This window comes from Streptomyces sp. HUAS TT11, assembly GCF_051553595.1.
Lineage (GTDB): Bacteria > Actinomycetota > Actinomycetes > Streptomycetales > Streptomycetaceae > Streptomyces.
On record NZ_CP196184.1, the window covers coordinates 1,307,402 to 1,333,149 of the forward strand.

Sequence of the window (25,748 nt, forward strand, 5' to 3'; positions counted from 1 at the left end):
AGGAGGGAAGACCGTTTCTGATACTCCGTCAGATCGCTGGGCGGGAACGGGGCCTGTCCGCCGATTCCCGCCGGGTCCGCGGCGCCCGGCACCGCACCTCGCCGCGTTGTCGGGCACGCCCGACTATGTCCGGTACGAGGGCGACCCGCCGCCGTGCCATGCACGGCAGCGGCCGGCCGGTGCACCAACCTCCGTGGACCTAGCCCGCCACGGCGCCCTCCGCCGCTTCGAGGACCGCCATCGCCGCGTTGTGCCCCGGCACCCCGCTGACCCCGCCGCCCCGTACCGCTCCCGCGCCGCACAGCAGGACGTTCGCGTGCGGGGTCTCCACGCCCCAGCGGCCCGTGCCTTCCTGCGCGTACGGCCAGGCCAGTTCCCGGTGGAAGATGTTGCCGCCGGGCAGGCGCAGATCGCGCTCCAGGTCGAGCGGGGTCTTCGCCTCGATGCAGGGACGGCCGTCCGCGTCCAGGGCCAGACAGTCCTCGAGGGGCTCGGCGAGGTAGGCGTCGAGTTGCGCCAGCGTCGACTTGAGCAATTCGTTGCGCACGCCGTCGTTGTCGCCCTCGAAGAGGCGCGCGGGCGTGTGCAGACCGAAGAGGGTCAGGGTCTGGTAGCCGCGCTCGACGAGGTCGGGTCCGAGAATGGTCGGGTCGGTGAGCGAGTGGCAGTAGATCTCCGAGGGCGGCGCCGACGGCAGTGCGCCCGCGGCCGCCTGGGCATGGGCGGCGGCCAGTTGCCCGTACCCCTCGGCGACATGGAAGGTGCCGGAGAAGGCCTCACGCGGATCGACGCCCGTGTCGCGCAGCGCGGGCAGCCTGGTGAGCAGCATGTTCACCTTGAGCTGGGCGCCCTCGGCCGGAGCGGGCGGGGCGTCACCGGTGAGCCTGGCCAGTTCCTGCGGTGAGGCGTTCACCAGGACGTGGCGGGCGGAGACGGTGCCTTCCGCATCCTCGCTCCGGTAGCTGACGTCGGCAGTGCGCCCGTCGGTCTCGATGCGCACCACCTCGCGCCCGGTGGCGATCACGGCGCCGGCGGCACGCGCGGCCGTCGCGAGCGCGTCGGTGAGCGCACCCATGCCTCCGACCGGGACGTCCCAGTCGCCGGTACCGCCGCCGATGACGTGGTAGAGGAAGCAGCGGTTCTGCCGCAGCGAGGCGTCGTGGGCGTCGGCGAAGGTGCCGATGAGCGCATCGGTGAGCACGACACCGCGCACCAGGTCGTCGGCGAAGTTCTCCTCGACGGCCGCGCCGATCGGCTCCTCGAACAGCGCCCGCCACGCCTCCTCGTCGTCGATGCGGCGGCGCAGGTCGTCCCGGGTGGGCAGGGGCTCGGTGAGCGTGGGGAACACCCGTTCGGCGACCTGCCCGGTCATGGCGTAGAAGCGCTGCCAGGACTCGTACTCGCGCTCGGACCCGGTCAGCCGGGCGAACGCCTCCCGGGTCCGCCGTTCACCGCCGCCGACCAGGAGTCCGGTGGCCCGGCCGTCGCGCTCGACGGGCGTGTACGAGGACACGGTCCGCGCCCGCACCCGGAAGTCGAGCTCCAGGTCCCGCACGATCTTCCGGGGCAGCAGGCTGACCAGGTACGAGTAGCGCGACAGCCGTGCGTCCACTCCGGCGAACGGCCGCGTGGAGACCGCGGCTCCCCCGGTGCGGTCCAGCCGCTCCAGGACCAGCACGGACCGCCCGGCCCGCGCCAGATAGGCGGCTGCCACCAGTCCGTTGTGGCCCCCGCCGACGATCACGGCGTCGTATTGCTCGTGTGCAGGCATGCCCCTTCGTAACACGCCATGATCCGGATCGGCCAGAGGCGGGCCGACCGCGCCGCCTCAGTGTCCGGCCGCCGCCCTCTGCTGTCGTGACACCGCCACTCTCCGGTACAGCTCCACCGCTTCCTCACCCCGGCCCAACTGCTCCAGGCAGTGGGCCTCGTCGTTGCGGCTGGCGAGGGTGTCGGCGTGGTCCGGGCCGAGCACCCGCTCGCGGGCTGCCGCCACCCGGCGGTACTCGCTCAGGGCGTCGGCCCAGCGGCCGAGCCAGCCGAGTCCTACGGCCACCTCGCGCCGGCTCACCAGGGCGTCCGGGTGGTCGGGGCCCAGCGCGTGCTCGCGCAGTACGGCCACGTCGCGGGCCTCGGCGAGGGCCTCCTCCCAGCGGCCGAGGCGGCCCAGGTTGACACCCAGGCCGTGCCGCGCGCGGAGGGTCTCCGGGTGGGACGGGCCCTGGACACGGGTGCGGTCGTCGACCAGCTCGCGGTAGAGCGCGAGGGCCTGCACGCTGCGTCCGAGCCGGCCGAGGCTGATGCCGATCTCGTGGCGGGCGGCAAGGGTGTCCGGATGGTCGGGGCCGAGCGCCGCGGCGCGTTCCTCGGCCACGTCCCGGTACGTCTGCAGGGCCTCGCCCCAGCGGCCCAACTGGCCCAGCACATAGGCGACCTCGTACCGCGTGACGAGCGTGTCGGGGTGTGCGGCGCCGAGCACCCGGGCCCGGGCCTCCGCCACCTCGTACGCCGTCCGGTACGAGTCCTCCAGACGCCCCAGCCGGCTGAGGTTGAAGGCGATGTTGTGGCGGCAGCGCAGGGTGTCGGGGTGGTCAGGGCCCATGATGCGCTCCCGGGCGGCCAGCACCGACGTGTACACCTGGTGCGCCTCGAAGGGCCGGCCCAACTGGCCGAGGACGTAGGCCATCTCCTGACGTGCCGCCAGGGTGTCCGGGTGGTCGGGGCCGAGCACCCGCTCCCTGGCCCCGGCGACGTGGGTGTACTCCCGCAGGGCGTCGGCGGGGCGGCCGGTGCGGCCGAGTGTGAAGCCGACCTCGTAGCGGCTCGCCAGGGTGTCGGGATGGTCCGGGCCGAGAAGATGCTCGCGCTCGGCGGCGACCGCGCGGTGCACCTGGCCGGCCTCGGTAAAGCGGCCGAGCCTGCCGAGGCTCAGCCCCGCGTTGTGCCGGCCGGCCAGCGCGCCCACCGTCTCCGGTGGCGGTGTGGGCCGTTCGGTAGGTACCGGCTCGGTTGGGCGGCCCGTGCCGGAACGGGCGACCCACTCGTCGGTGAGACCGGCCGGACCGTCGGGCGGGGTGGCGCGCGGCCCGGTGCCCGCGGCCTTGTGACCGGTGGTCATGCCCCGGGTCCAGGACGGCAGCCGGGGCTCCCGGGAGGAGGACCGGACGACGGGTGCGGGCGAGACGACCGTGGGCACGTAGGCGGACCGGGTACGGCCCGCGCCGATCCGCCGCGCCAGCTCGTGCGCGTCCCGCGGACGCTCGTCCGGGCTCTTGGCGAGCAGGTCGAGGACGATGCGCTCCAAGTACTCCGGGAGATCGGCGCGGTGGCTGCGCGGCGGCTCCGGCACGGTGTCGCGGTGCCCGACGAGAACGGCCCACGCGTCGTCGCGGTCGAACGGCGGTACGCCGGTGGCGATCTCGTACAGCACGCACCCCAGCGAGTACAGGTCGCTGCGCTGGTCCACCGGTTCCCCGCCGATCTGCTCGGGCGACATGTAGTGCGGGGTGCCCATCGCGATGCCCGTACCCGTGAGTCGCGCGGTGAAGCCGATGTCGTGGCCGAGCCGGGCGATGCCGAAATCGCAGATCTTCACCGTGCCGTCGCCCGTCCGCACGATGTTGGCGGGCTTCAGATCACGGTGCACGATGCCCTGGCGATGGGTGTAGGCGAGCGCCGACGCGACCTGTTCGGCGATGTCGACGATGTCGGCCAGCGGCAGCGGACGGTGCTTGTTGTCCACCAGAAGCTGGCTGAGATTGCGCCCCTGAAGCAGTTCCATGACCAGGTACAGCACATCGTCGGACTCGCCGAAGTCGTGCACCACGGTCACCCCGGGATGCTGGAGTCCGGCGGCCACACGCGCCTCGCGCCGGAACCGCTCCCGCAGGACCCCCGTGAAGGAATGGTCGTGGTCCGGGCCGATCGGCTTGAGACACTTCACCGCGACCCTTCTGCCGAGGGACTCGTCCCTCGCACGCCACACCTCGCCCATGCCGCCTCGCCCGATCAACTCGAGCAGCCGATACCGGCCCTGGATCAGCCTGGTCTCCGCCATCGCCTGAGATCGCCCCCGTCCCGGCCCCGCCCCTCCCCTGGCCCGTCCAGTATGGCGAGTTATCCGCCGACTTTGTACGGCGCAGGACGTGCGCCCGGGCCGAGTCTGGCCATCGCGCGCAGGATGTGTTTGGGAGGCAGTTGCCAGCGCAGACGTGCGGGAATGCAGCGGAGCAGGGTGCCGGTGAGGCGCAGGCGCCGGGTCACCGTCGTGGGTCCGGGGGCCGGCCTGCCGTACAACTCGTGGGCGTACGGGGGCAGGGAGGCGTACGCCAGGTCGGCCACACGCCGCCACAGCAGGGCGCGCGCCGGTCGGAGCACGGGGTGGACGGGCGGGCGGCGCAGGAAGTCGTCCACCTCGTGCGCCTCGGGTCCGGCGGCGAGCTCGGGCAGCACCTTCTCGAAGTACGCGGCCAGCTCTCCCTGGTCGGCCGGGGCTTCCGCCGGGTCCAGTCCCACAAGACCGGCGGCGACCCGGTTCTCGCGGATGTAGCGGTCGGCCTGCGCGTCGGTGAGCCGGAAGCCGGAGCGGCGCAGGACGTGCAGATAGGAGTCGATCTCCGCGCAGTGCACCCACAGCAGCAATTCGGGTTCGCCGACCCCGTAGCGCTCGCCCGTGTCCGGATCCGTCGCCCTCAGCATGGTGTGGATCTTCCGCACCCGCGTGGCCGCCCGCTCCGCGGCCTGAGTGGTGCCGTAGGTCGTCGTCCCCACGAAGTCGGCGGTGCGCATCAACCTGCCCCAGGCGTCGCGCCGGAAGTCGGAGTTCTGCATGACGCCGCGCACGGTCGGCGGGTGCAGGGCCTGGAGGTAGAGCGCTCGGACACCCGCCACCCACATCATGGGGTCGCCGTGCATCTGCCAGGTCACCGAGGAGGGCCCGAAGAACCCCGGATCCGCGTCCACGTCGTCAGTGTGAATGCGCCCGGCCGCCTCCTCAACCCTCCGCGACCGCTTCGGGCGGCAGGTTGAACGGGGTGACCACCTGGATGGGCGACGGCAGGTGCGGGCCCTCCTCCGGCAGCGCTCCGTGCGCCCGCATCACCGTCTGGCAGGCGCGGCGCATGTCCTGGCGCAGGTCGTGGTGGAGCACGGCGGAGATACGGCGCTCGCCCAGCAGCCGGGTGTTGTCGCGGTCGAGGTCGTGCGCGATGAAGACGGCCACCTCGCGGCCGAGCGCGTCGAAGGCCTCCACGGTCGCGGCGTTCCCGCCGCCGATGGAGTAGACGGCGTTGATCGCGCGATCCCGCTTCAGCGCGCTCAGCACGAGGTCACGCTGGGTGGCGTCCAGTCCGTCGCTGTCGGTGACCTCGACCAGCGCGCACCCGGGCCGCGACATCCGCAGTGCGCCGCGGAACCCCATCTCGCGCTCCTCCTCGCCGCGGAAGAAGCCCCGGCTGATGGTGACGAGCACATGTCCGGCCCGCTCGCCGAGCCACTGGTCGAGAAGATAGGCGGCGGTGGCACCCGCGGCCCGGTTGTCGATGCCGACATAGGCGTGGCGCGCACTGCCGGGAAGGTCCGTGACCAGGGTGACCACCGGTATCCCGGCCGCGACCAGCCTGCCCACGGCCGCGGTGATCTCCGGCAGGTCCGGGGCCTTCAGGATCACGCCCTGGGTGCCTCGCCGGGCGATGCGCTCCAGGATGCCGACCAGCTCCGCGGGCGGACAGGTCTCCCGGAAGTGGAAGCGGGAGCGGACGAGGGCGGGCTGGAGGGAGGGCAGTTCGGCCTCCAGCGCGTCGCGGATCGCCGACGAGAACCGCGCCGGGGTCTGCATCACGATGTCGATCATGAAGGCACGTCCACCGATGCGGACCTGTGTCCGCTGCCGGTCCAGGTCCTCGATCGCCTGATGCACCTCGCGCACCGTGCTCTCCCGGACCCCGCCCCGGTGGTTGAGGACACGGTCGACGGTGGCCTGGCTCAGTCCGGCCTGACGTGCGATCTCACGGATGGTGTACGGGTGTCCCATGGCTGTGTCCCGGGGGTCGGCGACGGCTGGTGCCGGCGGCTGCCGATGATGGTTTTTTGATGGGTTTCTGCTCATTGAATGACGGGCTCGGGTTCACAAGACTGGCGGAGACGACGGCACGGCGAAAGGACCTTGCGATGTCTCTCACCGCCACGGGGCCGGGAATCTGGTTCGGGGAGCAGGACTGCGACCTCGACGCCTTCCGCGCCCTGGTCGACCAGCGCACCGATCCGGGTGACTATCCGCTTGCCGAGGGGGTCGAGCAGGACGTCCTCCGGTACGACAGCGACCGGCTGAGGGCCGCCGACCCGAGGGGCGTGCAGAGCGAATGGGTGCGTGCCCTCATGGACGGGCCCGGCATCGTGGTGCTCAAGCGGGCGTTCCCCGATCTCACCGTGGTGGACCGGGCGAGTGCCGCGTTCACCGCGGTCATCGAGGAGGAACGGGCGGCGGGCGGCGCCCGCGGCGACCACTTCGCCCGGCCCGGCGCCAACGACCGGGTGTGGAACGCGCTCGACAAGATGGCGGTCCGGGACCCCGAGACGTTCGCCGACTACTACGCCAACGACATGCTGGCGCTGGTCGCCGAGGCCTGGCTGGGTCCCGGCTACCAGATCACGTCGCAGATCAACCAGGTCAACCCGGGCGGCGCCGCACAGAGCGTGCACCGCGACTACCATCTCGGGTTCCTCACCCAGGACCGGGCCGCCCACTACCCGGCCCATGTCCATCGCCTCTCGCCCGTGCTGACCCTCCAGGGCGCGGTGGCGCACTGCGACATGCCCGTGGAGTCCGGCCCGACGCTGTACCTGCCGCACTCCCAGAAATACGGACCGGGCTATCTGGCCTGGCGCAGGCCCGAGTTCGTCGCGTACTTCGCCGAGCACCATGTCCAGCTGCCCCTGGAGAAGGGTGACGCGGCGTTCTTCAACCCCGCCCTGTTCCACGCCGCAGGACACAACCGGTCCACGGACATCAGGCGCATGGCGAACCTGCTGCAGATCTCCTCCGCCTTCGGTCGCGCCATGGAGACGGTCGACCGCGAGACGGTGTCGAACTCGGTGTACCCGGTGCTGCTGCGGCGCAAGGGCGAGGGGGCCGCCGAGGACTGGCTGCGCCGAGTGGTCGCCGCCTGCGCCGAGGGCTACCCCTTCCCCACGAATCTCGACCTCGACCCGCCGGTCGACGGGCTGGCGCCGCCGTCCCAGGCGGACAGCGTGTCGCGGGCCCTGTCGGAGGGCTGGAGCCCCGAACGGCTCGCCGAGGAACTGCGGGCCGGCGCCGAACGCCGCCGGATCTGAAAGGACACAGCGACCATGGGACTTCTGGACGAGAAGGTCGTCCTCGTCAACGGCGGGAGCCAGGGGGTCGGCGCCGGCATCGTCCGGGCCGCCGCACGCGAGGGCGCGAGCGTCGTCCTCAGCGGGCGGCGGGCCGAGGTGGGCGAGAAACTCGCCGCCGAGTCGGGCGCCACCTTCGTGCAGGCGGATCTCGCCGACCCGGTCCAGGCCGGCCGCAGCGTGGCGGAGGCCGTGGCACGTCACGGCCGGATCGACTGCCTCGTGAACGCGGCGGGACTGACCTCGCGCGGCTCTCTGCTGGACACCACGCCGGAGCTGTTCGACGCGCACATCGCGATCAACCTTCGGGCGCCGTTCTTCGCGATGCAGGCGGCCGTGCGGGACATGGTGGCGCGCGAGGCACCCGGCACCGTCGTCAACATCATCACCTCCTCGGCCCACGGCGGGCAGTCCTTCCTCGCCCCCTACGTCGCCGCCAAGGCCGGACTCGCCGGTCTGACCCGCAACGCCGCCCACGCGCACCGCTGGGACCGGATCCGGATCAACGGGCTCAACATCGGCTGGACGGACACCGAGGGCGAGGACGCCGTCCAGCGCGCCTTCCACGGCGCCGGCGACGACTGGCGCCGCAAGGCGGCAAAGTCGCAGCCGATGGGCAAACTGGGCCAGGTCGACGAGATCGCCGACTTCGTCGTCTTCCTGCTGTCCGACCGCAGCGGTGTGGTGACCGGTTCGGTGATCGACTGGGACCAGATCGTCCTCGGCGGACTCGACTGACAGCGCCACCCGCACGAACCGCTTCACGCACCGCTTTCCACGAACGATCGGAGCAACCTCTCATGCGTATCGGCATCCTGGGCCTCGGCCGTATCGGCGCCTTCCACGCGGCCACCCTCGCCGGACTGGACGCGGTGGAGTCGCTGGTCGTCACCGACCCCGCGCCCGCGGCCACCGCCTCGGCGGTGGAGCGTTTCGGGGCGACGGTGGCCGACTCGCCCCAGGCGCTGCTGGCCGCCGGGGTCGACGGTGTCGTGATCGCCGCCGCCACGGACGCGCACCCCTCCCTGATCCTCGCCGCGGTCGAGGCGGGCGTCCCCGTCTTCTGCGAGAAGCCGGTGGCGAAGACCGTCGAGGAGTCCCTGACCGTGCTGCGCGCGGTCAGGGACAGCGGTGTGGAGGTGCACATCGGCTACAACCGGCGCTTCGACGCGGGCTGTGTCGCGGCGCGCAAGGCGGTCCTCGCCGACGAACTCGGCAGACTGCACACCGTGCGCTCCACCACGTTGGACCCGGCGCCGCCGCCGGAGGCGTACGTCGCCGTCTCCGGCGGCATCTTCCGCGACTGCTCCGTGCACGACTTCGACATCGTGCGCTGGGTGACCGGGCGGGAGGTCGCCGAGGTGTACGCGGCCGGCGGCAACCGCGGTGCCGCGTACATCGCGGCCGCCGGCGATGTCGACACCGCCTCGGCGATCCTGACCCTGGACGACGGCACACTGGCCGTCGTCTCCAACTCCCGGCACAACGCGCGCGGTTACGACGTCCGCCTGGAACTGCACGGTATGAAGGACAGCATCGCCGTGGGCCTGGAGGACAAGCTGCCGTTGCGGTCCGTGGAACCCGGCGCGACCTTCCCGGCCGGTACCCCGCACCACTTCTTCATGGACCGCTTCGCGGACGCCTACCGTGCCGAACTCACCGCCTTCACGGAGGTCGTGGCGGGGCGCACCCCCTCGCCGTGTACCGTTGCCGACGCCATCGAGGCGAGCTGGATCGCCGAGGCCTGTGCGCTCTCGCTGGCGGAGCACCGCCCGGTGCGGATGGACGAGGTTCGGCACGGCATGGATGAGGTGGACAAGGGATGAGCGAGCCGCTGCGGATCGGGATCCTGGGCGCGGCCCGGATCAGTGAACGGGCACTCGTCTCCCCGGCCCGCGAGGGCGGCCACCGTCTGGTGGCGGTCGCCGCCCGCGACCGGGACCGGGCGCGGGCCTTCGCCGACGCCCACGGCGTGGAGCGGGTCGTGGGCTCCTACGCCGATCTCGTCTCCGACCCGGAGGTCGAGGTCGTCTACAACCCGCTCCCCAACGGGCTGCACGGCCCGTGGAACCTCGCGGCGCTGCGCGCGGGCAAGCATGTGCTGAGCGAGAAGCCGTCCGCGAGCAACGCCGAGGAGGCGGCCGAGGTACGGGACGCGGCCGCGAAGGCGGGCACCGTCTTCATGGAGGCCTTCCATTACCTCTTCCATCCGGTCAACCAGCGGTTGCACACGCTGCTGGCCTCCGGTGAACTCGGTGAGCTGCGGCATGTGGAGACCGTCGTGGCCATGACCCCTCCGCCGGACGACGACGTGCGCTGGTCGCTGCCCCTGGCGGGCGGCGCCATGATGGACCTGGGGTGTTACGGACTGCACGCGCAGCGGATGTTCGCCCCGTGGGCGGGCGGGGCTCCCCGGCTCGTCTCGGCGCGCGGCGGGGACCGCACCGGCGCTCCCGGGGTCGACGCATGGCTGGACGCGGACCTCGAGTTCCCCGGCGGCGTCACCGGTTCCGCACGCTGTTCCATGGTGGAGGACGCCTGGCGGGCGACCTGCCGGGTGGTCGGCACCCGGGGCGAGGCCGTCGCCGTCGACTTCGTGCTGCCGCACCAGGACGACCGGGTCGTGGTGCGCACGGAGGCCGGCGAGCGCACGGAGGAACTGGGCCGCAGGTCCTCGTACGCCTACGAGATCGACGCCTTCGCCGCCCGCGTCCGGCGCGGGGAGCCGCTGCGGCTCGACGCGGAGGATGCGCTGGCGACGATGCGGCTCATCGACGAGTGCTACGAGAAGGCGGGATTCGCGCCCCGGCCGCGCAGCTGACCGGCGTCACCTGCGCACCCTCGGCATCCCCAGACCGATCCAGGAGATGATCTCGCGCTGGATCTCGTTGTTGCCGCCGCCGAAGGTGAAGATCACGGCCGAACGGTAGCCGCGCTCCAGCTCGCCGTGGAGCACGGCGCCCGCCGAGCCCTCCTTCAGCCCTCCCGCGACCGCCACGATCTCCATGAGCCAGGCGTAGGCGTCGCGGCGCGCCTCGGAGCCGTAGACCTTGACGGCCGAGGCGTCCTGGGGGGTGAGTGTGCCCTCCTGGACGGAGTTCACCATCCGCCAGTTGAGGAGCTTCAGCGCATCCAGCTTCGTGTGCGTCCGGGCGAGGTGGCGCCTGACCCAGGACAGATCGATCACGCGGCGGCCGTCGGCGAGCTTGGTCTCCATGGCCCAGCGCTGCACGTCGTGCAGGGCGCGGATCGCCATGGTGCCGTGCGCGGCGAGGGTGACGCGCTCGTGGTTGAGCTGGTTGGTGATCAGCCGCCAGCCCTCGTTCTCCGCGCCGACGCGGTGGGAGAGCGGGACCCGGACGTTCTCGTAGTAGCTCGCGGTGGTGTCGTGCGAGGCGAGCGTGCGGATGAGCGTGCAGGAGTAGCCGGGGTCCGAGGTCGGCACCAGGAGCATGGTGATGCCCTTGTGCGGAGGTGCCACGGGATCCGTGCGCACGGCGAGCCACACCCAGTCGGCGGTGTCGCCGTTGGTGGTCCAGATCTTCTGCCCGTCGACGACGTAGTGCCCCTCGCCGTCGCGCACCGCGCGCGTCTTCAGGGACGCCAGGTCGGTGCCCGCCTCCGGCTCGCTGTAGCCGATCGCGAAGTCGATCTCACCGGAGAGGATCTTCGGCAGGAAGTACGCCTTCTGCTCGTCCGTACCGAACCGCATGATCGTCGGACCGACGGTGTTCAGGGCCATCAGCGGCAGCGGGACGCCCGCCTGGGCCGCCTCGTCGAAGAAGACGAACTGCTCCATCGGCGTCAGCCCGCGCCCGCCGTACTCCTTGGGCCAGCCCACGCCGAGCCAGCCGTCGGCGCCCAGGCGGCGGACGGTGTCGCGGTAGAAGCGCTTCTGGGTCGCGGGATCGGCGTAGCGGGCGTAGGCGTTGTCCGGCACCAGCCGGGCGAAGTAGCCGCACAGTTCGGTGCGCAAGCGCTGCTGCTCGGGCGTGTAGTCGAGATGCACGGCGCCTCCAGGTTCCGCAAGCCGGTCCTGACGGCGCACACCGTAGAACGTGTTTCAGAAATTGGGAATGGCGGTGAACGGGGAAGACCCCGCCCGTGCGCCGGACGGCCGGGGCAGGGGCCGTCGCCGGGATCCGTCAGCTCAACGTCCGGAGGAAATCGCTGCAGGCCCGGGCGCAGGCGCGGCAGGCCCGGGCGGCCTCCGCGCCGCCGGAGTCCGTATCGAACACGTGCGCGCACTCCAGGCAGGCGAGTCGGCACCACTCCACCTGACCGCGGACCGCGTTCTCGTCCTGCCGTTCCTGCTCGGAGAGCACCCGGCAGGTGGCGTCGCACACCTCCGCGCACATGATGCCCTTGCGCCGCAGAAGTTCCTGGTCGTGGGTCCCGTCCGGTTCCGCGAGGCTCGCTCGCAGGGCGCACACCCGCGCGCACTGGGTACACGACTGCGCGCATGCGAAGCGGTCCTCCAGGAAGCGGTAGACCTCCTGTTGGGATGTCGTCGTCACGGGGTGCGGGTAGCCGGGGCGGAGCATGCCAAACCCGGTGCGGCCGGGGAACGGCCGGACCCGCACCGGACCGCCCGGCACACGAGGCGGCCCACCCGCGGTCCGGGTGATCCGGTTCGTCACCGGCCTCGGGGGTACCCACGCCGGATGACTACTGCATCGCTCGAGATCGCCGCGGACAGCGACCCCCTGCTCCGGATGGGACCGTTCGTGGCGGGCGTGATCGTGGTGGCACTGCTGATCGGCGCCTTCTGGCTGGGTGCACGCATCCGCGGCCGTGAGCCCGCCCCGCCCCGTCCGGAGGAACAGCCGCGGTTGCCCGAGGGCGGCCCGGTCGGCACGGTCCTGGAGAACCGCGAACCCGAGGAGATCCCCAGGAACGGTCGCCGGCTCACCCCCCACCGGCTGAAGGCGCACGGCAACCTCGGCTCGCGTCCGAGCCCCTCGGCACGGCGCCGTCGCTGGGACGGCCCGGTCGGCGGAAGCGGGACGGGCGGCGGCCCACCGATGTGAGGCTCCCGCCCGGGCGCCGCACGGCTGCCACCGTGTCCGGGACGCCGGGAGCCGCATCCCCCGCGGCTCCGTCAGCGCTTCTCCGCGGCGCCCGTCAGCGCTTCCCCGTGTTCATCGTGTGCGAGGCGATCAGATCGGGCGTGAGGTAGGCGTCGGTCCGCTCGAAGTCCTTGAGTGTGGCGGGACGCTCCGCCTGGAAGCCGGTCCGGACGAAGTCGTAGCCCGCCAGTGCGTTGAGGGTCCAGTTGGTCAGGGTGCGCAGGCGGGCCGGGACCGTGCGCAGTGCCGCGAGGTGGTAGCCCCGCGCGACGGCCTGTGCGGGGACGCCGGTGAGATCGACACCGAGGGGCTTGGACACCGCGTCCGCGCTCCCGAGGTCCACGACCAGCCCCAGATCGCGGTGCCGGTAGGGACTCAGCGGCATCCCGTGCAGCGCCGCCGCGACGTTCTTCGCGGCGTTCCACCCCTGACGCATCGCGTGCTGGGCCGTCGGCGGGCAGAGCGCGCCGTGGTCCTTGGCGAGATCGGGCACGGCGGCGGCGTCCCCCAGCGCGAACACGCCGTCGAGGCCGGGCACCCGCAGATCGGGCCGGACCACCAGCCGCCCCCGGTCGGTCTCCGCGTCGAGCGTGGCGATCAGCGGGCTGGGGGCGACCCCGGCCGTCCAGATGAGGGTGTGGCAGGGCAGCTCGCGGCCGTCGGTGAAGGTCACGGTGTGCTCCGTGGCTTTCGCGACCGAGACCCCGAGGGAGATGTTCAGGCCCCGCCGCCGCAGCACGGTGAGGGCCTTGGCGCCGAGCCGGTCGCCCAGTTCGGGCATGAGCTTGGGCGCGATGTCGATCAGGTGCCATTTGATGAGCGCGGGGTCGAGGCCCGGGTAGCGCTTGACGGCGGCCGCGGTGAGGTGGTGCAGATAGGCGGCGGTCTCGGTACCGGCGTAACCACCGCCGACCACCACGAACTGCAGTCGCGTCTCGCGCTCGGCACGGTCGGAACTGGCCGCCGCGAGGTCCAGCTGGGAGATGACGTGGTCGCGCACCCAGGCCGCTTCGGCCAGCGTCTTCATGCCCACCGCGTGCCGGTCCACCCCCGGGATGTCGAACTGGCGGGTCACACTGCCCGGGGTCAGCACCAGATAGTCGTAGCGCTCGACGGTCATCTCGCCGTTGATCTTCCTGACCACCACGGCCTTGGCGCCGGGATCGACGCCTACGGCTCCGCCGGGCACGATGACCGTGCGGCGCAGCAGCCGACGCAGCGAGACCGCGACCGACTGCGGGGTGAGGATCCCGGCGGCGACGTGCGGCAGCAGGGGCAGATAGAGCTGGTGGTCGTAGGGGGTGACGAGCCGCAGCGAAGCCTCCGCGGGCTTGAGGATGTGCTCCAGCTTGCGCGCGGTCTCCATCCCGGCGAATCCACCACCGACGATCAGGATCCGGGGCACGGCCATGGCAGGTCCCTCCAGACGGAGACGTCGACGCCTGCCACGCTAGGGAACACGGCCCACGCCCGCATCCGCACCGGTGGGGCGCCGCGACCGGTGCGGTCCGCCCGCCCCGGTCCGGCCCGGCGGCGGCGCGCGTCCCTGACGGGACCGGACCGTGGTCGGCGGTGCGGGCCCGGTGCCCCGCAGGACGACGTCGTCCGGGTCGCGGCGGTGCTGCGCGACCGCGGCGCCCTGCGGCAGGGGTCGTGCCCATGGTGGCCGCCGGTGGTTCAGCGGTTGGGCTCGTACGCATCCGGAATTGCGAACCCCGCCCGGACCGGCGTCAGTTGTTCCGGCGTGATGCCGAGGAAGCGGGTACCGGGGGCCTCGGCGGGGTCCTCACGACCTTGTCGGGCCGGCCGTGGCGGCCCGGGCAGACAGCCCGGTGGGCCGACGGCACCACGGCCGGTGGGACGTCCTGCACGGTGGTCCTTCTCGACGCGCGTGGGCACGAACGGCCGGAAGCGGGTGCGGTCGGTCGGACCGGTGACGGCGAGGGACCCGTCCCCGCGAGAAGCCTGCGGACGCCCCCGCAGGGCGAAGGGGAGGGTCCGCCCGATCGTCGCGGGGTCCAGCGGCTTGTGGCAGTGGAGCCGGACCCTGCACCGGCGGCAAACCGCCTCGGAGGATTCCGCATCGGAAGATCCCTCCACGAACGGCGCGCCACGGAAGAGGGCGGGCCCGCAGCGTGAAGACGCGTGCGACCAAGAACGTCCACCCACGTGACCATCGCGCCGCGAGCGCCGATACTTCCAACAGTGCACTGTCGACACCGCCCATTCGTATGAAACGCCTGCCAGGCGGCCGGTCGGTGACGTCGGCCGCCGGACCGGCGCCGAACCACCGCGGGCCGCTGCCCGCCGTCAAGGACCACCGCGAACGAAACCGCACCCACCATCGACTCCGGCCGAGGAACCAGCAGGTCGGGGGCCACTGCCAGGCTCACCAGGAGGTACCCGTGAAGATGTTGATCAACGTCCCGGAAACGGTGGTCGCGGACGCGCTACGGGGCATGGCGGCCGCGCATCCCGAGCTGATCGTCGACGTGGAGAACCGGGTGATCGTGCGCCGTGACGCACCCGTCCCCGGTCAGGTGGCCATCGTGTCGGGCGGCGGTTCCGGGCACGAGCCGCTGCACGGTGGCTTCGTCGGCCCGGGAATGCTGTCGGCGGCCTGTCCCGGCGAGGTGTTCACCTCCCCGGTGCCCGACCAGATGGTGCGCGCGGCGGCGGCCGTGGACAGTGGCGCGGGCGTGCTGCTGATCGTCAAGAACTACACCGGTGACGTGCTGAACTTCGACATGGCGGCGGAGCTCGCGGAGGACGAGGGCATCCGGGTGGCGAAAGTCCTGGTGAACGAGGACGTCGCCGTCACCGACAGCCTCTACACGGCGGGACGGCGCGGCACCGGGGGCACTGTCTTCGTCGAGAAGATCGCGGGTGCGGCGGCGGACGAGGGACAGCCCCTGGAGCGTGTGGAGGCCGTCGCTCGGCAGGTCAACGAGAACTCCCGCAGCTTCGGTGTCGCCCTCAGCGCGGGCACCACACCGGCGAAGGGCACCCCCACCTTCGATCTCCCGCCAGGCGAGCTGGAGTTGGGCATCGGCATCCACGGCGAGCCGGGGCGCGAGCGGCGGCCCATGATGACGTCCCGGGAGATCGCCGACTTCTCGGTGCACGCCGTCCTGGACGACCTCCAGCCGCGCAACCCCGTACTGGTGATGGTCAACGGGATGGGCGGAACACCGCTTCTCGAGCTGTACGGGTACAACGCGGAGGTCCAGCGGGTCCTCGCCGAGCGGGGCGTCCCCGTGGCCCGCACACTGGTCGGCAACTACGTCACCTCCCTGGACATGGCCGGCGCGTCGGTCAGCCTGTGCCAGGTCGACGAGGAACTGCTGCGGCTGTGGGACGCTCCGGTCAGCACCGCGGCGCTGCGCTGGGGCAGGTGAGTGAGGTCAACGTCCCTACCACGCAAGGAGATCCAGTGCTCGACGCCGACTTCTTCCGCCGCTGGATGGCGGCGGCCGCCGCATCCGTCGACCGCGAGGCGGAGCGGCTCACCGAGCTCGACTCACCGATCGGCGACGCCGACCACGGCAGCAACCTGCAACGCGGGTTCCGCGTGGTCGCGGCCACCTTGGAGAAGGAGTCGCCGGACACCCCCGGCGAGATCCTCCAACTCGCGGGCCGGCAGCTGATCTCGACGGTCGGAGGCGCGTCCGGTCCGCTCTACGGCACCCTGCTGCGCCGCACCGGCAAGACCCTCGGGGACGCTGCCGAGGTCAGCCGGGAGCAGTTGGCACAGGCGCTGCGAGCGGGTGTGGAGGCGCTCATGGCTCTGGGGGGTGCGGCACCCGGCGACAAGACCATGGTCGACACGCTGGTGCCGGCGGTGGAGGCCCTCGGTACCTCGTTCGAGGCGGCGCGTGCCGCCGCCGAGGAGGGTGCGGTCGCAACGACGCCGCTGCAGGCCCGCAAGGGCCGCGCCAGCTATCTGGGCGAGCGCAGCATCGGGCACCAGGACCCGGGTGCCACCTCGTCGGCCCTGCTGATCGCCGCACTCGTGGAGGCCGCAGGTGAGTGAGGCCCCCACGAAGCTGGTCGGCATCGTGCTCGTCTCGCACAGCGCGGCCGTCGCCGAGTCGGTCGCCGACCTGGCCAGAGGGCTGACCGGCGGCGGCCCGACGGCGCCGGTCGCCCCGGCGGGCGGTACGGCCGACGGCGGGCTCGGGACGAGTGCCGAGCTGGTCTGCGCCGCGGCGGCCGCGGTGGACCGGGGCGCGGGCGTCGCCGTGCTCATGGACCTGGGCAGCGCCGTCCTGACCGTGAAGGCGCTGCTCGCGGAGGGCGACGAACTCCCGGAGAACACCCGGCTGATCGACGCGCCCTTCGTCGAGGGCGCCGTCGCCGCCGTGGTCACGGCGTCTGCGGGCGCGGACCTGGCCGCGGTGGAGGCGGCGGCCACGGAGGCGTACACCTACCGCAAGGAGTGACGGCGCTCCGGTGAACCTCGGCCGTCCAGGACCGCCCGCTCGCCGGGCGGCCGAGCGGCCGGTGCGCCCATCGGGCCCGGTCGCTCGGCCGCATTCGCCGGCACGGGATCAGCGACGACAGCGGTCCGCGCCGTCGGCCCGAACTGCCCTGACAAGAAAGCGAGTTCATGCCGAGTCCGGCACCAGCATACGTAGCCGGCGAGCATCCCGGTGACCATCACCCTCCCTCTTGATGCGACCACGTCATCCATGGCATACAGGTACAGACCAATCCTGTCGAGGGGAGGCAGCCCGTGCGACGCGCTCCCGTGCCGGTGATCTAAGGTTCGGTTCTGCTGCTGGCGTCCTGCGCCTGGGGCGGCGGCCATGAGGACGGCGGAGGTGTTCCCCCGGCTCCCATGGGCGTGACCGCGGTGGCGGGCAGCGCGACCAGCGTGCACGTGATGTGGAACCGGGTGGAGGGCGGTCCGGACATCGCCGCCTACGCGGTGTACCGCGGCGGCGCCAAGGTGCAGGAGGTCCGGGCCGGCGAGCACATGGTGGACGTCGTCCGGCTCGCGCCCTCGACGTCGTACGCCTTCACGGTACGGGCCCGGAGCACCGACGGCGCACTCGGTCCGGCGAGCCGGGAGGTCCGCGCCACCACCCCCGCCGCCGTCGCCGCCGACGAACGGGCGCCGTCCCGCCCGGGGCACCCGACGGGAAGGACCGTGGGGAACCGGGCGGTCCAACTGGCCTGGGCACGCTCGACGGACGACCGGGGCGTGGCGTCGTACGACATCTACCAGGGCGACTCGAAGATCCACAGTGTGAGCGGCGGCCAGACGGCGGCCGTGGTCACCGGTCTGCGGCCCGGAACCCGTTACTCGTTCACCGTCCGGGCCCGGGACGCCGCCGACAACCTCTCGGCGGCGAGCCCTGCGGTGGCGCTGACCACTCCGCGCGGTTCCGGCGACGCGCAGGGGACGGCGCCGGCCCGGTTCCGAGCCACCACCCACCGGGCCGACGGGGCGTACTACCTGGATCTCGCATGGGTGGCGCCGGACGTGGACGGTGTTGTCACCGAGTACCGGATACACCTCGACGGCCAACCCGCCACCTCGCTCGTCTGGGGCGGCACGGTCCCGCGTTCGACCGCCACCTACAGCTTCTATGTGGGCCGGGACGCCGGGGTCACCCACCGGGTGCGGATCCAGGCGAAGCTGCCGGACGGCACCTGGGGCGGTCTCTCCGCGGAACGGACGGTGACGACGGGCCGTTGAGTCCCCGCGCCGGGCTCAGCCGCTCCCCGGCGGTCCCTTCTGGGCGGGCAGCGTGCCGAACTCCTCCAGCGCATGGGTCAGCCAGTGGATCCAGAACGTCTCCAGGTCGATGCCCGCGCGCAGCACAAGGTGCTGAAGACGGTCCTGCACCGAGTCCCTGCCGGTCCCGAAGTCCCGCTCCTCGATCTCCCGGTACTCGGCCAACTGCGCCTGGTGCAAGGTGAGATGGCGGCGCAGGTCCGCCTCGATCCCCTCGGTGCCGACGACGGCAGCGGCCCGCAGCCGCAGCAGCAGCACGTCGCGCTGCGGCTTGGGATCCTGCGACGCCGCGGTCCAGCGGGCGAGCTCGGCGCGGCCCGCGGGCAGGACCTCGTAGGACTTCTTCTGCCCGCGGGCCGGCTGCTCGGCGGGCAGCGCGCGGATGAGGCCCTCGCCCTCCAGCCGTCCCAGCTCACGGTAGATCTGCTGGTGGGTGGCCGACCAGAAGTAGCCGATCGACCGATCGAAGCGCCGGGTCAGGTCAAGTCCCGACGACGGCTTCTCCAGCAGTGCGGTCAGGATCGCGTGCGGGAGTGACATGGACCCATCCTAAGGACGGCGTGCGGCACCTAGAGCGCCGCGGCCAGCTCGGTGCCCTGCTTGATCGCGCGCTTGGCGTCCAGCTCGGCCGCCACGTCGGCCCCGCCGATCAGGTGCGGTGTGCGGCCCGCGGCCACCAGCTCCTCGTACAGGTCCCGGCGCGGCTCCTGTCCGGTGCACAGGACGATCGTGTCGACCTCCAGAAGCCGGCTCTCGCCGTCCACCGTGAGATGCAGCCCGGCGTCGTCGATCCGGTCGTAGGTCACGCCCGGCGTCATGGTCACACCCCGGTGCTTCAGCTCGGTGCGGTGGATCCAGCCGGTGGTCCTGCCGAGTCCCGCGCCGACCTTCGAGGTCTTGCGCTGCAGGAGGTGGACGGTGCGCGGCGGGGAGGGACGCTCTGGTGCGGTCAGGCCGCCGGGGGCGCGGTAGTCCATGTCGACGCCCCAGTGCCGGAAGTACGTCGCCGGGTCCTCGCTCGCCTTCTCACCGCCGTCGGTGAGGTATTCGGCCACGTCGAAGCCGATGCCGCCGGCCCCGAGGACGGCGACCCGATCACCGACGCGGGCGCCGTCGCGCAGCACGTCGAGGTAGCCGAGCACCTTGGGATGGTCGATGCCCGGGATCTCGGGGGTGCGCGGGGTGACGCCGGTCGCGACGACGACCTCGTCGTGGTGGGCGAGGTCGCCCGCAGCGACTCGGGTGCTCAGCCGGACGTCCACGCCGTGCTGTCGTAGCCGGGTGCGGAAGTAGCGGATCGTCTCGTCGAACTCCTGCTTGCCCGGGACCCTGCGGGCGATGTTCAGCTGACCGCCGATGTCGTCCGCCGCGTCGTAGAGCGTGACGTCGTGCCCTCGCTCGGCGGCGGAGACGGCACAGGCGAGCCCGGCGGGACCCGCACCGACCACGGCGACCTTCTTGCGCAGCCGCGTCGGGGAGAGGACCAGTTCGGTCTCGTGGCACGCCCGCGGGTTGACCAGGCAGGACGTGATCTGCCCGCTGAAGGTGTGGTCGAGACAGGCCTGGTTGCAGCCGATGCAGGTGTTGATGGTCTCGGGACGCCCGGCCTCGGCCTTGGCGACGAACTCCGGGTCGGCCAGCATCGGGCGGGCCAGGGACACCATGTCGGCATGGCCCTCGGCGAGCAACTGTTCTGCCAGTTCTGGGGTGTTGATGCGGTTGGTCGTCACGAGCGGTACGGAGACGGCGCCCATGACCTTCCTGGTCACCCAGGTGTACGCGCCGCGCGGCACCGAGGTGGCGATGGTCGGGATGCGCGCCTCGTGCCAGCCGATGCCGGTGTTGATGATGGTCGCTCCCGCGGCCTCCACCGCCTTGGCGAGCGTGACGACCTCGTCGAGCGTCGACCCGCCGGGCACGAGGTCCAGCATGGACAGCCGGTAGACGATGATGAACTCCTCACCGACCGCCGCCCGGACCCGCCGGACGATCTCGACCGGGAAGCGCATCCGGTTCTCGTACGAGCCGCCCCAGCCGTCCTCGCGCCGGTTGGTGTGGGCCGCGATGAACTCGTTGACGAGGTAGCCCTCGGAGCCCATGATCTCGACGCCGTCGTACCCGGCCCGACAGGCCAGGCAGGCGGCCCGCACATAGTCCTCGATCGTCTGCTCCACCTCGGCCCCGGTCAGCGCGTGCGGCACGAACGGGCTGATCGGGGCCTGGAGCGCGCTGGGCGCCACGAGGTCCCGGTGGTAGGCGTACCGGCCGAAGTGCAGGAGCTGCATCGCGATCCGGCCGCCCTCGCGGTGGACGGCCTCGGTGACGACGGTGTGCTGCTCGGCCTCCGCGTCGGTGGTGAGCTTGGCGCCGCCCTCATAGGGACGTCCGGCCTCGTTGGGAGCGATGCCTCCGGTGACGATGAGCCCCACCCCTCCGCGGGCCCTGGCCGCGTAGAACGCGGCCATGCGCTCGAAGCCGCGCTCGGCCTCCTCCAGGCCCACGTGCATCGAGCCCATGAGCACGCGGTTGGGCAGCGTGGTGAAGCCCAGGTCGAGCGGGGTCAGCAGATGCGGGTAGCGGCTCATCGGGGCCCTCCGTACGGCGTGTCGTGAATCCGTTGTAAACGACCGCGCCTCGATTGTGCAACTAGTTGCACAACCTTGGGGGTGTGAGCTTCACCGGTCCGGCCGGGCGCCCGCGCTACCGGCGGGCGCCGATCAGCACGTTGGCGCCCAGCTCCGCCGAGACGGCCACCCGGACGTCGAGCCCGCCGCGCGTGAACGCCTCGCGGGCACCGGGCACTTGGCGTTCGCTCGTCTCCACCAGGACAAGCCCGCCGGGGGCCAGCCACCGCCACGCCCCGGCGGTGACCCGCCGCAGGACGTCCAGACCGTCGAGGCCGCCGTCGAGGGCGGCCAGGGGCTCGTGGTCGCGGGCCTCGGACGGCAGCAGGGCGACCTCGTCCGTCGGCACATACGGGACGTTGGCCGCCAGGATGTCGACACGGCCGCGCAGTTCCTCGGGGAGGGCGGCGAACAGATCGCCCTGGTGCACCCGGCCGCCGTATGCGGCGAGATTGCGGCGGGCGCAGCGCACGGCGGCCGCATCGATGTCGGCGGCGTGCAGTTCGGGTCCGTCGAGCGCCGCGGCGAGGGCGGCGCCCACCGCGCCCGAGCCGCAGCACAGATCCACGACCACGCGGGCGTGCCGCCCGAGGGCCACCGCCTGGGAGACGAGGAACTCGGTGCGCCGGCGGGGCACGAAGACCCCGGGTTCCAGGGTGACGCGCAGACCGTGGAAGTCCGCCCAGCCCAGGACCTGTTCGAGGGGCAGGCCCGCGACGCGCCGCTCGACCATGGCGGCGGCCTCGTCGGGCGTACGGGCGGTGGAGAGGATCAGCTGCGCCTCGTCCTCGGCGAAGACACAGCCGGCGGTACGCAGCGCGGAGACGAGGTCGGAGAGTGAAAGGGGTGGCATGGAGCCGAGAAGCCTTCCGGTTGACCGAAGGGCGCCCTCGTGTGATCTACCGGCGCCGATCCACGCCGTTGTGAGGGGAGAGCACCCGGGCTGACACAGCGGTAATGGGTCTCGCCTCCCTCGGTACGAATGGCCGGGGCGATCCACGGCCGGAGCGCTCACCCTAGCAGGAGGTCCGCACGCCGAAGACCTCGCCGGACGGGCCGGCGCCGACGGCTCCCCCGTCAAGTTGTACAGTGCAACCATACGTGCGAGGAGGTCCAAGTGCCGTGACGACAGCCGAGAGATCCGCCGGGGCCGCGGCGGAACGCGCCCCCGCGGCCCGGGCGGCGGTCGAGACCATCAACCGCGAGTTGACCGCGTTCGCCCGCCGCGCCCGCGCCACGGCCGGGCGCATGCATCCGCAGCTGTCGCTCGTCTCGTACACCCTGCTCGGACATCTGGAGCAGAGCGGCGGCTGCAGCTCGACCGACCTGGCCGCCCACTACGGGCTGGACAAGTCCACGGTGAGCCGGCAGGTGGCGGCCCTGGAGCGGGCCGGGCTGATCGGGCGGCGGCTCGATGCGGACGATCACCGGGTGCAGGTGCTGTATCCGACCGAGGCGGGGAGCGAGATCCTCGCCACGGTCGACGAGAGCCGCCGCAAGGCGTTCCAGGAGCGGCTGGCGGGCTGGTCGGAGGCCGACCTGGAACGCTTCGCGGCGTATCTGCTGCGGTACAACGCGGCTGCGGCCGCGACGCCGGTCACCGACTGACGACCGGCCGGCGCACCATCAGATCCCGACGGTCTGCTCGTCCCCCGCACGCTGCGGAACCCGCGCCGCGAGGAACCTCGTGGTGCGGCGCAGCCGGAAGCCGAGGGACTCGTAGAGCCGGATGGCATCGGTGTTCTCCGCCGCGGTGTGCAGGAACGGGGTCTCGCCCCGTTCGCGGACACCGTGCGCGACCGCCAGGATCAGCCGGGTGGCGAGGCCCTGACCGCGGAAGGCGGGATCGGTGCACACGGCGCTGATCTCGGTCCAGCCCGGCGGGTGCAGCCGCTCGCCCGCCATGGCGATCAGCGCGCCGTCCCGGCGGATGCCCAGATAGGTCCCCAGCTCGATGGTGCGCGGCAGGAACGGTCCGGGCCGGGTGCGCTCGACCAGGTCCAGCATCTCCGGCACGTCGGCGCGGGTGAGCCGTACGGCCTCGGCGTCGGGCGCGGCGGCAAGGCCGTCGTCGACGAGTTGCACCCCGTCGAGGGCGAAGGTGATCTCCCAGCCCTCGGGGACCTGACCGCCGAAGCCGGGGATCGGGGCCTCGGCCCCCGGACCGGCGAGCGCCGCGAGGTCGGCCCAGTCGTCGGCGCCGGGCTCGTCGGGCAGTCCCACCCACGGTGACACGTCCAGGGGGTAGCGCAGGACGCGACCCCGGCGCTCGGCGAAGCGGGCGTGCGGTCCCGTCAGCGAGGTGAGTGCGGGGTTGTCGAGGACGTGCCGACCGGTGCTCATGCGCCCACCTCGATCACGATCTTGCCCCGGGCGTGGCCGCCCTCGACCGCGCGAAGGGCGTCCCCGGCCCGTTCGAGCGGGAAGGTCTCGGTCACCCGGGGATCGAGATCTCCGCGTCCCACCAGGCGGGCGACCTCGTCGAGCACGGCGGCCGTACGGGCGCGGACCACGCGTGAACCGCCGAGCCGCTCGACGTCCTGGGGCGACGCTCCGGCGGTGACCAACTTCGAGCGGTCGGCGAGCAGGGTCGCCGCCTCGGTCAGAACATCGCCGCCGACGAGGTCGTAGACGCCGTCGATGCCGCCCCGCACGGCCGCCCGCACCCGGGCCGCCAGATCCGGTCCCGACGGGACGTGCACGGCGCCGAGGCCTTCGACGAAGTCCTTCTTGCCCTCACCGGCCGTGCCGATGACGCGCAGGCCGAAGTGGCGGGCGAGCTGGACCGCGGCGACGCCGACTCCCCCGCCCGCGCCGGTGATCAGTACGGTCGCGCCCGCGGGCAGGTCCAGACCGCGGATCCCGTCGTAGGCCGTGGCGGCCGCGACGGGCAGCACCGCCGCGTCCGTGAAGGACAGGCCGTCCGGCACATGCGCGGTCACGGCCGCGGGCAGCACGGCGTACTCGGCGTATCCGCCGGCCACGGTGTTGCCGAAGACGGCGTCCCCGACGGCGAAGCCGGTCACGCCCTCGCCGACCTCCTCTACCACGCCCGCGGCCTCACTGCCGAACACGACGGGGAACTCGGGCGTGCCCGTGTCGCCGGGGCGCCGGAAGCCCGAGCGCAGCTTCCAGTCGATCGGGTTGACACCCGCCGCACGCACGGCGACGAGAAGCTCCCCGCGTCCCGGGGCCGGTCGGTCCACGTCGATGAACGCCTCGGTCCCGGGTCCGCCGTACCGCGTGTACGCGTACGCCTTGGGCATGTCCAGCCTCACTCTCCCTCGCTGCTCGCCGGACCCACCGCCGCTGGCGCCACCGGTTCCGGCCACTACACCGCAAGGAAGATCACCCGGCGGCTATTCCCGGGCCGGCGCGGAGTTCATGCACTCGCAATGATCGCGTCCGGTGGGGTGGCGGGGGCGTGCGGGCGAACGCGTACCGTTGCATGCGTACGCATCGATCACGCACGAACCGGCCGTGCCGTACCGGCGGCCTGGAGGCAACACCCCCCATGAACGTCACCCGAGGCTTCACCGGGCGCCCGCGCGTCCCCGATCCCGGGCTGCCACCCGGCCAGTACGACGCGCGCGACGACTGGCCCGTCCTGTCCGCCGAGGTGACGCCGGACCTGGACGCCGCCGAATGGACCCTCCGCATCGACGGTCTGGTGGCCGAGCCCCGCACCTGGAACTGGGAGGAGGCGCACACGCTGCCCGCGTCCGCCTACGAGGGTGACATCCACTGCGTGACCGGCTGGTCGAAGTTCGGGACCCGGTTCCGGGGGGTCTCCCTGGACGTGTTCCTGGACCTCGTCGGGCCCGGGCCCACCGCCACACACGCCGTCGCGTACTCCCGCACCGGCTACACCAGCAGCCTGCCGCTGGCCGATCTGAGCGGCGGGCGCGCCTGGATCGCCTTCGAGTACGAGGGCCGCCCGCTGCCCGCCGCGCACGGTGGTCCCGCCCGGCTGCTCGTACCCCACCTGTACTTCTGGAAGAGCGCCAAATGGATCGCCGGCCTCAGGATCCTCGACCACGACGAGCCGGGTTTCTGGGAGCAGAACGGCTACCACGCACGGGGCAACCCCTGGCAGGAGCAGCGGTACTCCGGTGACTGAGACGACCCCGAACCCCGGGCCGTTCGTGCCGCCCACGCGTTTCGCCGTACCCGGCCGGATCGCCGTGGGCGGCGGCACGGCGTCCGCGTGGCGGACGGCGACGCTGACGGCGATCCGCCGGGAGACACCGCACGCGGCCACCTTCCGCTTCGCGGTGCCCGGGTGGGCGGGGCATCTGCCGGGACAGCATCTGCTGCTGCGACTGACCGCCCGGGACGGCTATGTGGCGCAGCGCCACTATTCGATCGCGTCACCGCCGGACGACGCCGGGCACATCGAGCTGACCCTGGACCGTGTCGAGGGCGGTGAGGTCTCCGGCTGGTTCCACACGGTGGCGAGGCCGGGAGACACCGTCGAGGTGCGGGGCCCGCTGAGCGGCTTCTTCGCCTGGCCGGGCGACCGGCCTGCGCTGCTGGTCGGCGCGGGCTCCGGTGTCGTCCCGCTGATGTCGATGGTGCGCCACCACCGGTCGCACGGTCTTCGGGTGCCCCTGCGGCTTCTCGTCTCGGCGCGCGGACCGCGGGAGTTGATCTACGCGGCCGAGTACGGGGCCGAGACCACGCCCGTCTTCACCCGCGACGCCCCCGCGGGGGTGCCCGTGGGCCGGATGTCGGCCGCCCATGTGGCGCCGCTGGTCGCCGAGGCGCCGCCCGGCGGGTGGGAGGCCTATGTATGCGGCTCGAACGGCTTCGCGGAGCACGCATCCCGGCTGCTCGTCGAGGCGGGGCAGCCGGTGGACCGCATCCGTGTCGAACGCTTCGGCTGACCCCCGGTCCGGGGTTTCGGGGCCGGATGGCCGGGAACCTCGCCCGAGAGGAGAA

General features: G+C 72.5%; 24 protein-coding genes. 12 read left to right on the forward strand and 12 right to left on the reverse strand.

The genetic code is table 11. The annotated features are described in order from the left end of the window. Window positions 1-199 precede the first annotated feature (199 nt). The 4 genes from ACSHXN_RS06105 to ACSHXN_RS06120 form a co-directional block, all read right to left on the reverse strand. Window positions 200-1,771, reverse strand: a complete 1,572-nt coding sequence (locus ACSHXN_RS06105; RefSeq protein WP_355129967.1) for a phytoene desaturase family protein — start codon at window positions 1,769-1,771, stop codon at window positions 200-202. Between the two features lie 57 nt (window positions 1,772-1,828). After that, complete coding sequence (locus tag ACSHXN_RS06110; RefSeq protein WP_355129965.1) at window positions 1,829-4,057, reverse strand: serine/threonine-protein kinase; 2,229 nt, start codon at window positions 4,055-4,057, stop codon at window positions 1,829-1,831. Window positions 4,058-4,116: 59 nt separating this feature from the next. Then, window positions 4,117-4,914, reverse strand: coding sequence for an oxygenase MpaB family protein (locus ACSHXN_RS06115; protein WP_356113181.1), 798 nt, complete (start codon window positions 4,912-4,914; stop codon window positions 4,117-4,119). Between the two features lie 79 nt (window positions 4,915-4,993). Further along, window positions 4,994-6,031, reverse strand: coding sequence for a LacI family DNA-binding transcriptional regulator (locus ACSHXN_RS06120; protein WP_438302775.1), 1,038 nt, complete (start codon window positions 6,029-6,031; stop codon window positions 4,994-4,996). Between the two features lie 137 nt (window positions 6,032-6,168). Between ACSHXN_RS06120 and ACSHXN_RS06125 the strand changes: the two genes are divergently transcribed. The 4 genes from ACSHXN_RS06125 (at window position 6,169) to ACSHXN_RS06140 (ending at window position 10,192) form a co-directional block, all read left to right on the forward strand. Continuing rightward, a complete protein-coding gene (locus ACSHXN_RS06125) occupies window positions 6,169-7,332 on the forward strand; it encodes a phytanoyl-CoA dioxygenase family protein (RefSeq protein ID WP_355129961.1) in 1,164 nt (387 codons plus the stop codon). Between the two features lie 15 nt (window positions 7,333-7,347). Continuing rightward, the gene (locus ACSHXN_RS06130; protein ID WP_355129959.1) at window positions 7,348-8,109 is read left to right on the forward strand and encodes an SDR family oxidoreductase; all 762 of its coding nucleotides are present in this window, start codon (window positions 7,348-7,350) and stop codon (window positions 8,107-8,109) included. Between the two features lie 62 nt (window positions 8,110-8,171). Next, entirely contained in the window at window positions 8,172-9,197 is a 1,026-nt protein-coding gene (locus ACSHXN_RS06135) for a Gfo/Idh/MocA family protein (protein ID WP_355796884.1), read from the forward strand. Further along, entirely contained in the window at window positions 9,194-10,192 is a 999-nt protein-coding gene (locus tag ACSHXN_RS06140; protein ID WP_355129955.1) for a Gfo/Idh/MocA family protein, read from the forward strand. The genes ACSHXN_RS06135 and ACSHXN_RS06140 overlap by 4 nt, the downstream gene beginning before the upstream one ends. A gap of 6 nt (window positions 10,193-10,198) precedes the next feature. On the opposite strand, the gene ACSHXN_RS06145 is transcribed toward ACSHXN_RS06140, so the two are convergent. Both ACSHXN_RS06145 and ACSHXN_RS06150 read right to left on the reverse strand, forming a co-directional pair. Next, window positions 10,199-11,380 carry an acyl-CoA dehydrogenase family protein gene (locus ACSHXN_RS06145; RefSeq protein ID WP_438302776.1) on the reverse strand — a complete coding sequence of 394 codons (1,182 nt, stop codon included), beginning with the start codon at window positions 11,378-11,380 and terminating at the stop codon, window positions 10,199-10,201. Window positions 11,381-11,516: 136 nt separating this feature from the next. Then, window positions 11,517-11,915: a ferredoxin gene (locus ACSHXN_RS06150; protein WP_355129951.1), complete on the reverse strand. Its 399-nt coding sequence runs from the start codon at window positions 11,913-11,915 to the stop codon at window positions 11,517-11,519. A gap of 120 nt (window positions 11,916-12,035) precedes the next feature. Between ACSHXN_RS06150 and ACSHXN_RS06155 the strand changes: the two genes are divergently transcribed. Further along, a complete protein-coding gene (locus ACSHXN_RS06155; RefSeq protein WP_356291456.1) occupies window positions 12,036-12,401 on the forward strand; it encodes a DUF6479 family protein in 366 nt (121 codons plus the stop codon). 94 nt (window positions 12,402-12,495) lie between these two features. Here the strand turns inward: ACSHXN_RS06155 and ACSHXN_RS06160 are convergent, their stop codons facing one another. Beyond that, window positions 12,496-13,851 (reverse strand): NAD(P)/FAD-dependent oxidoreductase, encoded by a 1,356-nt coding sequence (locus tag ACSHXN_RS06160; protein WP_355129947.1) that lies wholly within the window; start codon window positions 13,849-13,851, stop codon window positions 12,496-12,498. Between the two features lie 994 nt (window positions 13,852-14,845). On the opposite strand from ACSHXN_RS06160, the gene dhaK reads away from it, so the two are divergent. The 4 genes from dhaK (at window position 14,846) to ACSHXN_RS06180 (ending at window position 18,144) form a co-directional block, all read left to right on the forward strand. After that, window positions 14,846-15,838: a dihydroxyacetone kinase subunit DhaK gene (gene dhaK / locus ACSHXN_RS06165; protein WP_355129946.1), complete on the forward strand. Its 993-nt coding sequence runs from the start codon at window positions 14,846-14,848 to the stop codon at window positions 15,836-15,838. A 35-nt stretch (window positions 15,839-15,873) separates the two neighbouring features. Continuing rightward, window positions 15,874-16,473: a dihydroxyacetone kinase subunit DhaL gene (dhaL, locus tag ACSHXN_RS06170; protein WP_355129944.1), complete on the forward strand. Its 600-nt coding sequence runs from the start codon at window positions 15,874-15,876 to the stop codon at window positions 16,471-16,473. After that, complete coding sequence (locus ACSHXN_RS06175) at window positions 16,466-16,882, forward strand: PTS-dependent dihydroxyacetone kinase phosphotransferase subunit DhaM (RefSeq protein WP_355129942.1); 417 nt, start codon at window positions 16,466-16,468, stop codon at window positions 16,880-16,882. Before dhaL ends, ACSHXN_RS06175 begins: the two co-directional genes overlap by 8 nt. Before the next feature lie 332 nt (window positions 16,883-17,214). Continuing rightward, the gene (locus ACSHXN_RS06180; RefSeq protein ID WP_438306434.1) at window positions 17,215-18,144 is read left to right on the forward strand and encodes a fibronectin type III domain-containing protein; all 930 of its coding nucleotides are present in this window, start codon (window positions 17,215-17,217) and stop codon (window positions 18,142-18,144) included. 15 nt (window positions 18,145-18,159) lie between these two features. Here the strand turns inward: ACSHXN_RS06180 and ACSHXN_RS06185 are convergent, their stop codons facing one another. From ACSHXN_RS06185 to ACSHXN_RS06195, 3 genes are all read right to left on the reverse strand, one after another. Continuing rightward, window positions 18,160-18,723: a PadR family transcriptional regulator gene (locus ACSHXN_RS06185; RefSeq protein WP_355129938.1), complete on the reverse strand. Its 564-nt coding sequence runs from the start codon at window positions 18,721-18,723 to the stop codon at window positions 18,160-18,162. A 29-nt stretch (window positions 18,724-18,752) separates the two neighbouring features. Continuing rightward, window positions 18,753-20,768 (reverse strand): FAD-dependent oxidoreductase, encoded by a 2,016-nt coding sequence (locus tag ACSHXN_RS06190; protein WP_438302777.1) that lies wholly within the window; start codon window positions 20,766-20,768, stop codon window positions 18,753-18,755. Window positions 20,769-20,883: 115 nt separating this feature from the next. Beyond that, window positions 20,884-21,660, reverse strand: a complete 777-nt coding sequence (locus ACSHXN_RS06195) for a putative protein N(5)-glutamine methyltransferase (protein ID WP_355129934.1) — start codon at window positions 21,658-21,660, stop codon at window positions 20,884-20,886. Between the two features lie 269 nt (window positions 21,661-21,929). On the opposite strand from ACSHXN_RS06195, the gene ACSHXN_RS06200 reads away from it, so the two are divergent. After that, entirely contained in the window at window positions 21,930-22,415 is a 486-nt protein-coding gene (locus ACSHXN_RS06200) for a MarR family winged helix-turn-helix transcriptional regulator (RefSeq protein WP_356113157.1), read from the forward strand. Between the two features lie 18 nt (window positions 22,416-22,433). Here ACSHXN_RS06200 and ACSHXN_RS06205 read toward each other — a convergent pair whose 3' ends face one another. Then, a complete protein-coding gene (locus ACSHXN_RS06205; protein ID WP_355129931.1) occupies window positions 22,434-23,150 on the reverse strand; it encodes a GNAT family N-acetyltransferase in 717 nt (238 codons plus the stop codon). After that, window positions 23,147-24,073, reverse strand: coding sequence for an NADP-dependent oxidoreductase (locus ACSHXN_RS06210; RefSeq protein WP_438302778.1), 927 nt, complete (start codon window positions 24,071-24,073; stop codon window positions 23,147-23,149). The genes ACSHXN_RS06205 and ACSHXN_RS06210 overlap by 4 nt, the downstream gene beginning before the upstream one ends. A 248-nt stretch (window positions 24,074-24,321) precedes the next feature. Here ACSHXN_RS06210 and ACSHXN_RS06215 point away from each other — a divergent pair, with 248 nt between their 5' ends. After that, on the forward strand, window positions 24,322-24,927 hold the full coding sequence (locus tag ACSHXN_RS06215; RefSeq protein ID WP_438302779.1) for a sulfite oxidase-like oxidoreductase: 606 nt from the start codon (window positions 24,322-24,324) through the stop codon (window positions 24,925-24,927). Then, a complete protein-coding gene (locus ACSHXN_RS06220; RefSeq protein WP_438302780.1) occupies window positions 24,920-25,693 on the forward strand; it encodes a ferredoxin reductase in 774 nt (257 codons plus the stop codon). The genes ACSHXN_RS06215 and ACSHXN_RS06220 overlap by 8 nt, the downstream gene beginning before the upstream one ends. Window positions 25,694-25,748 lie beyond the last annotated feature (55 nt).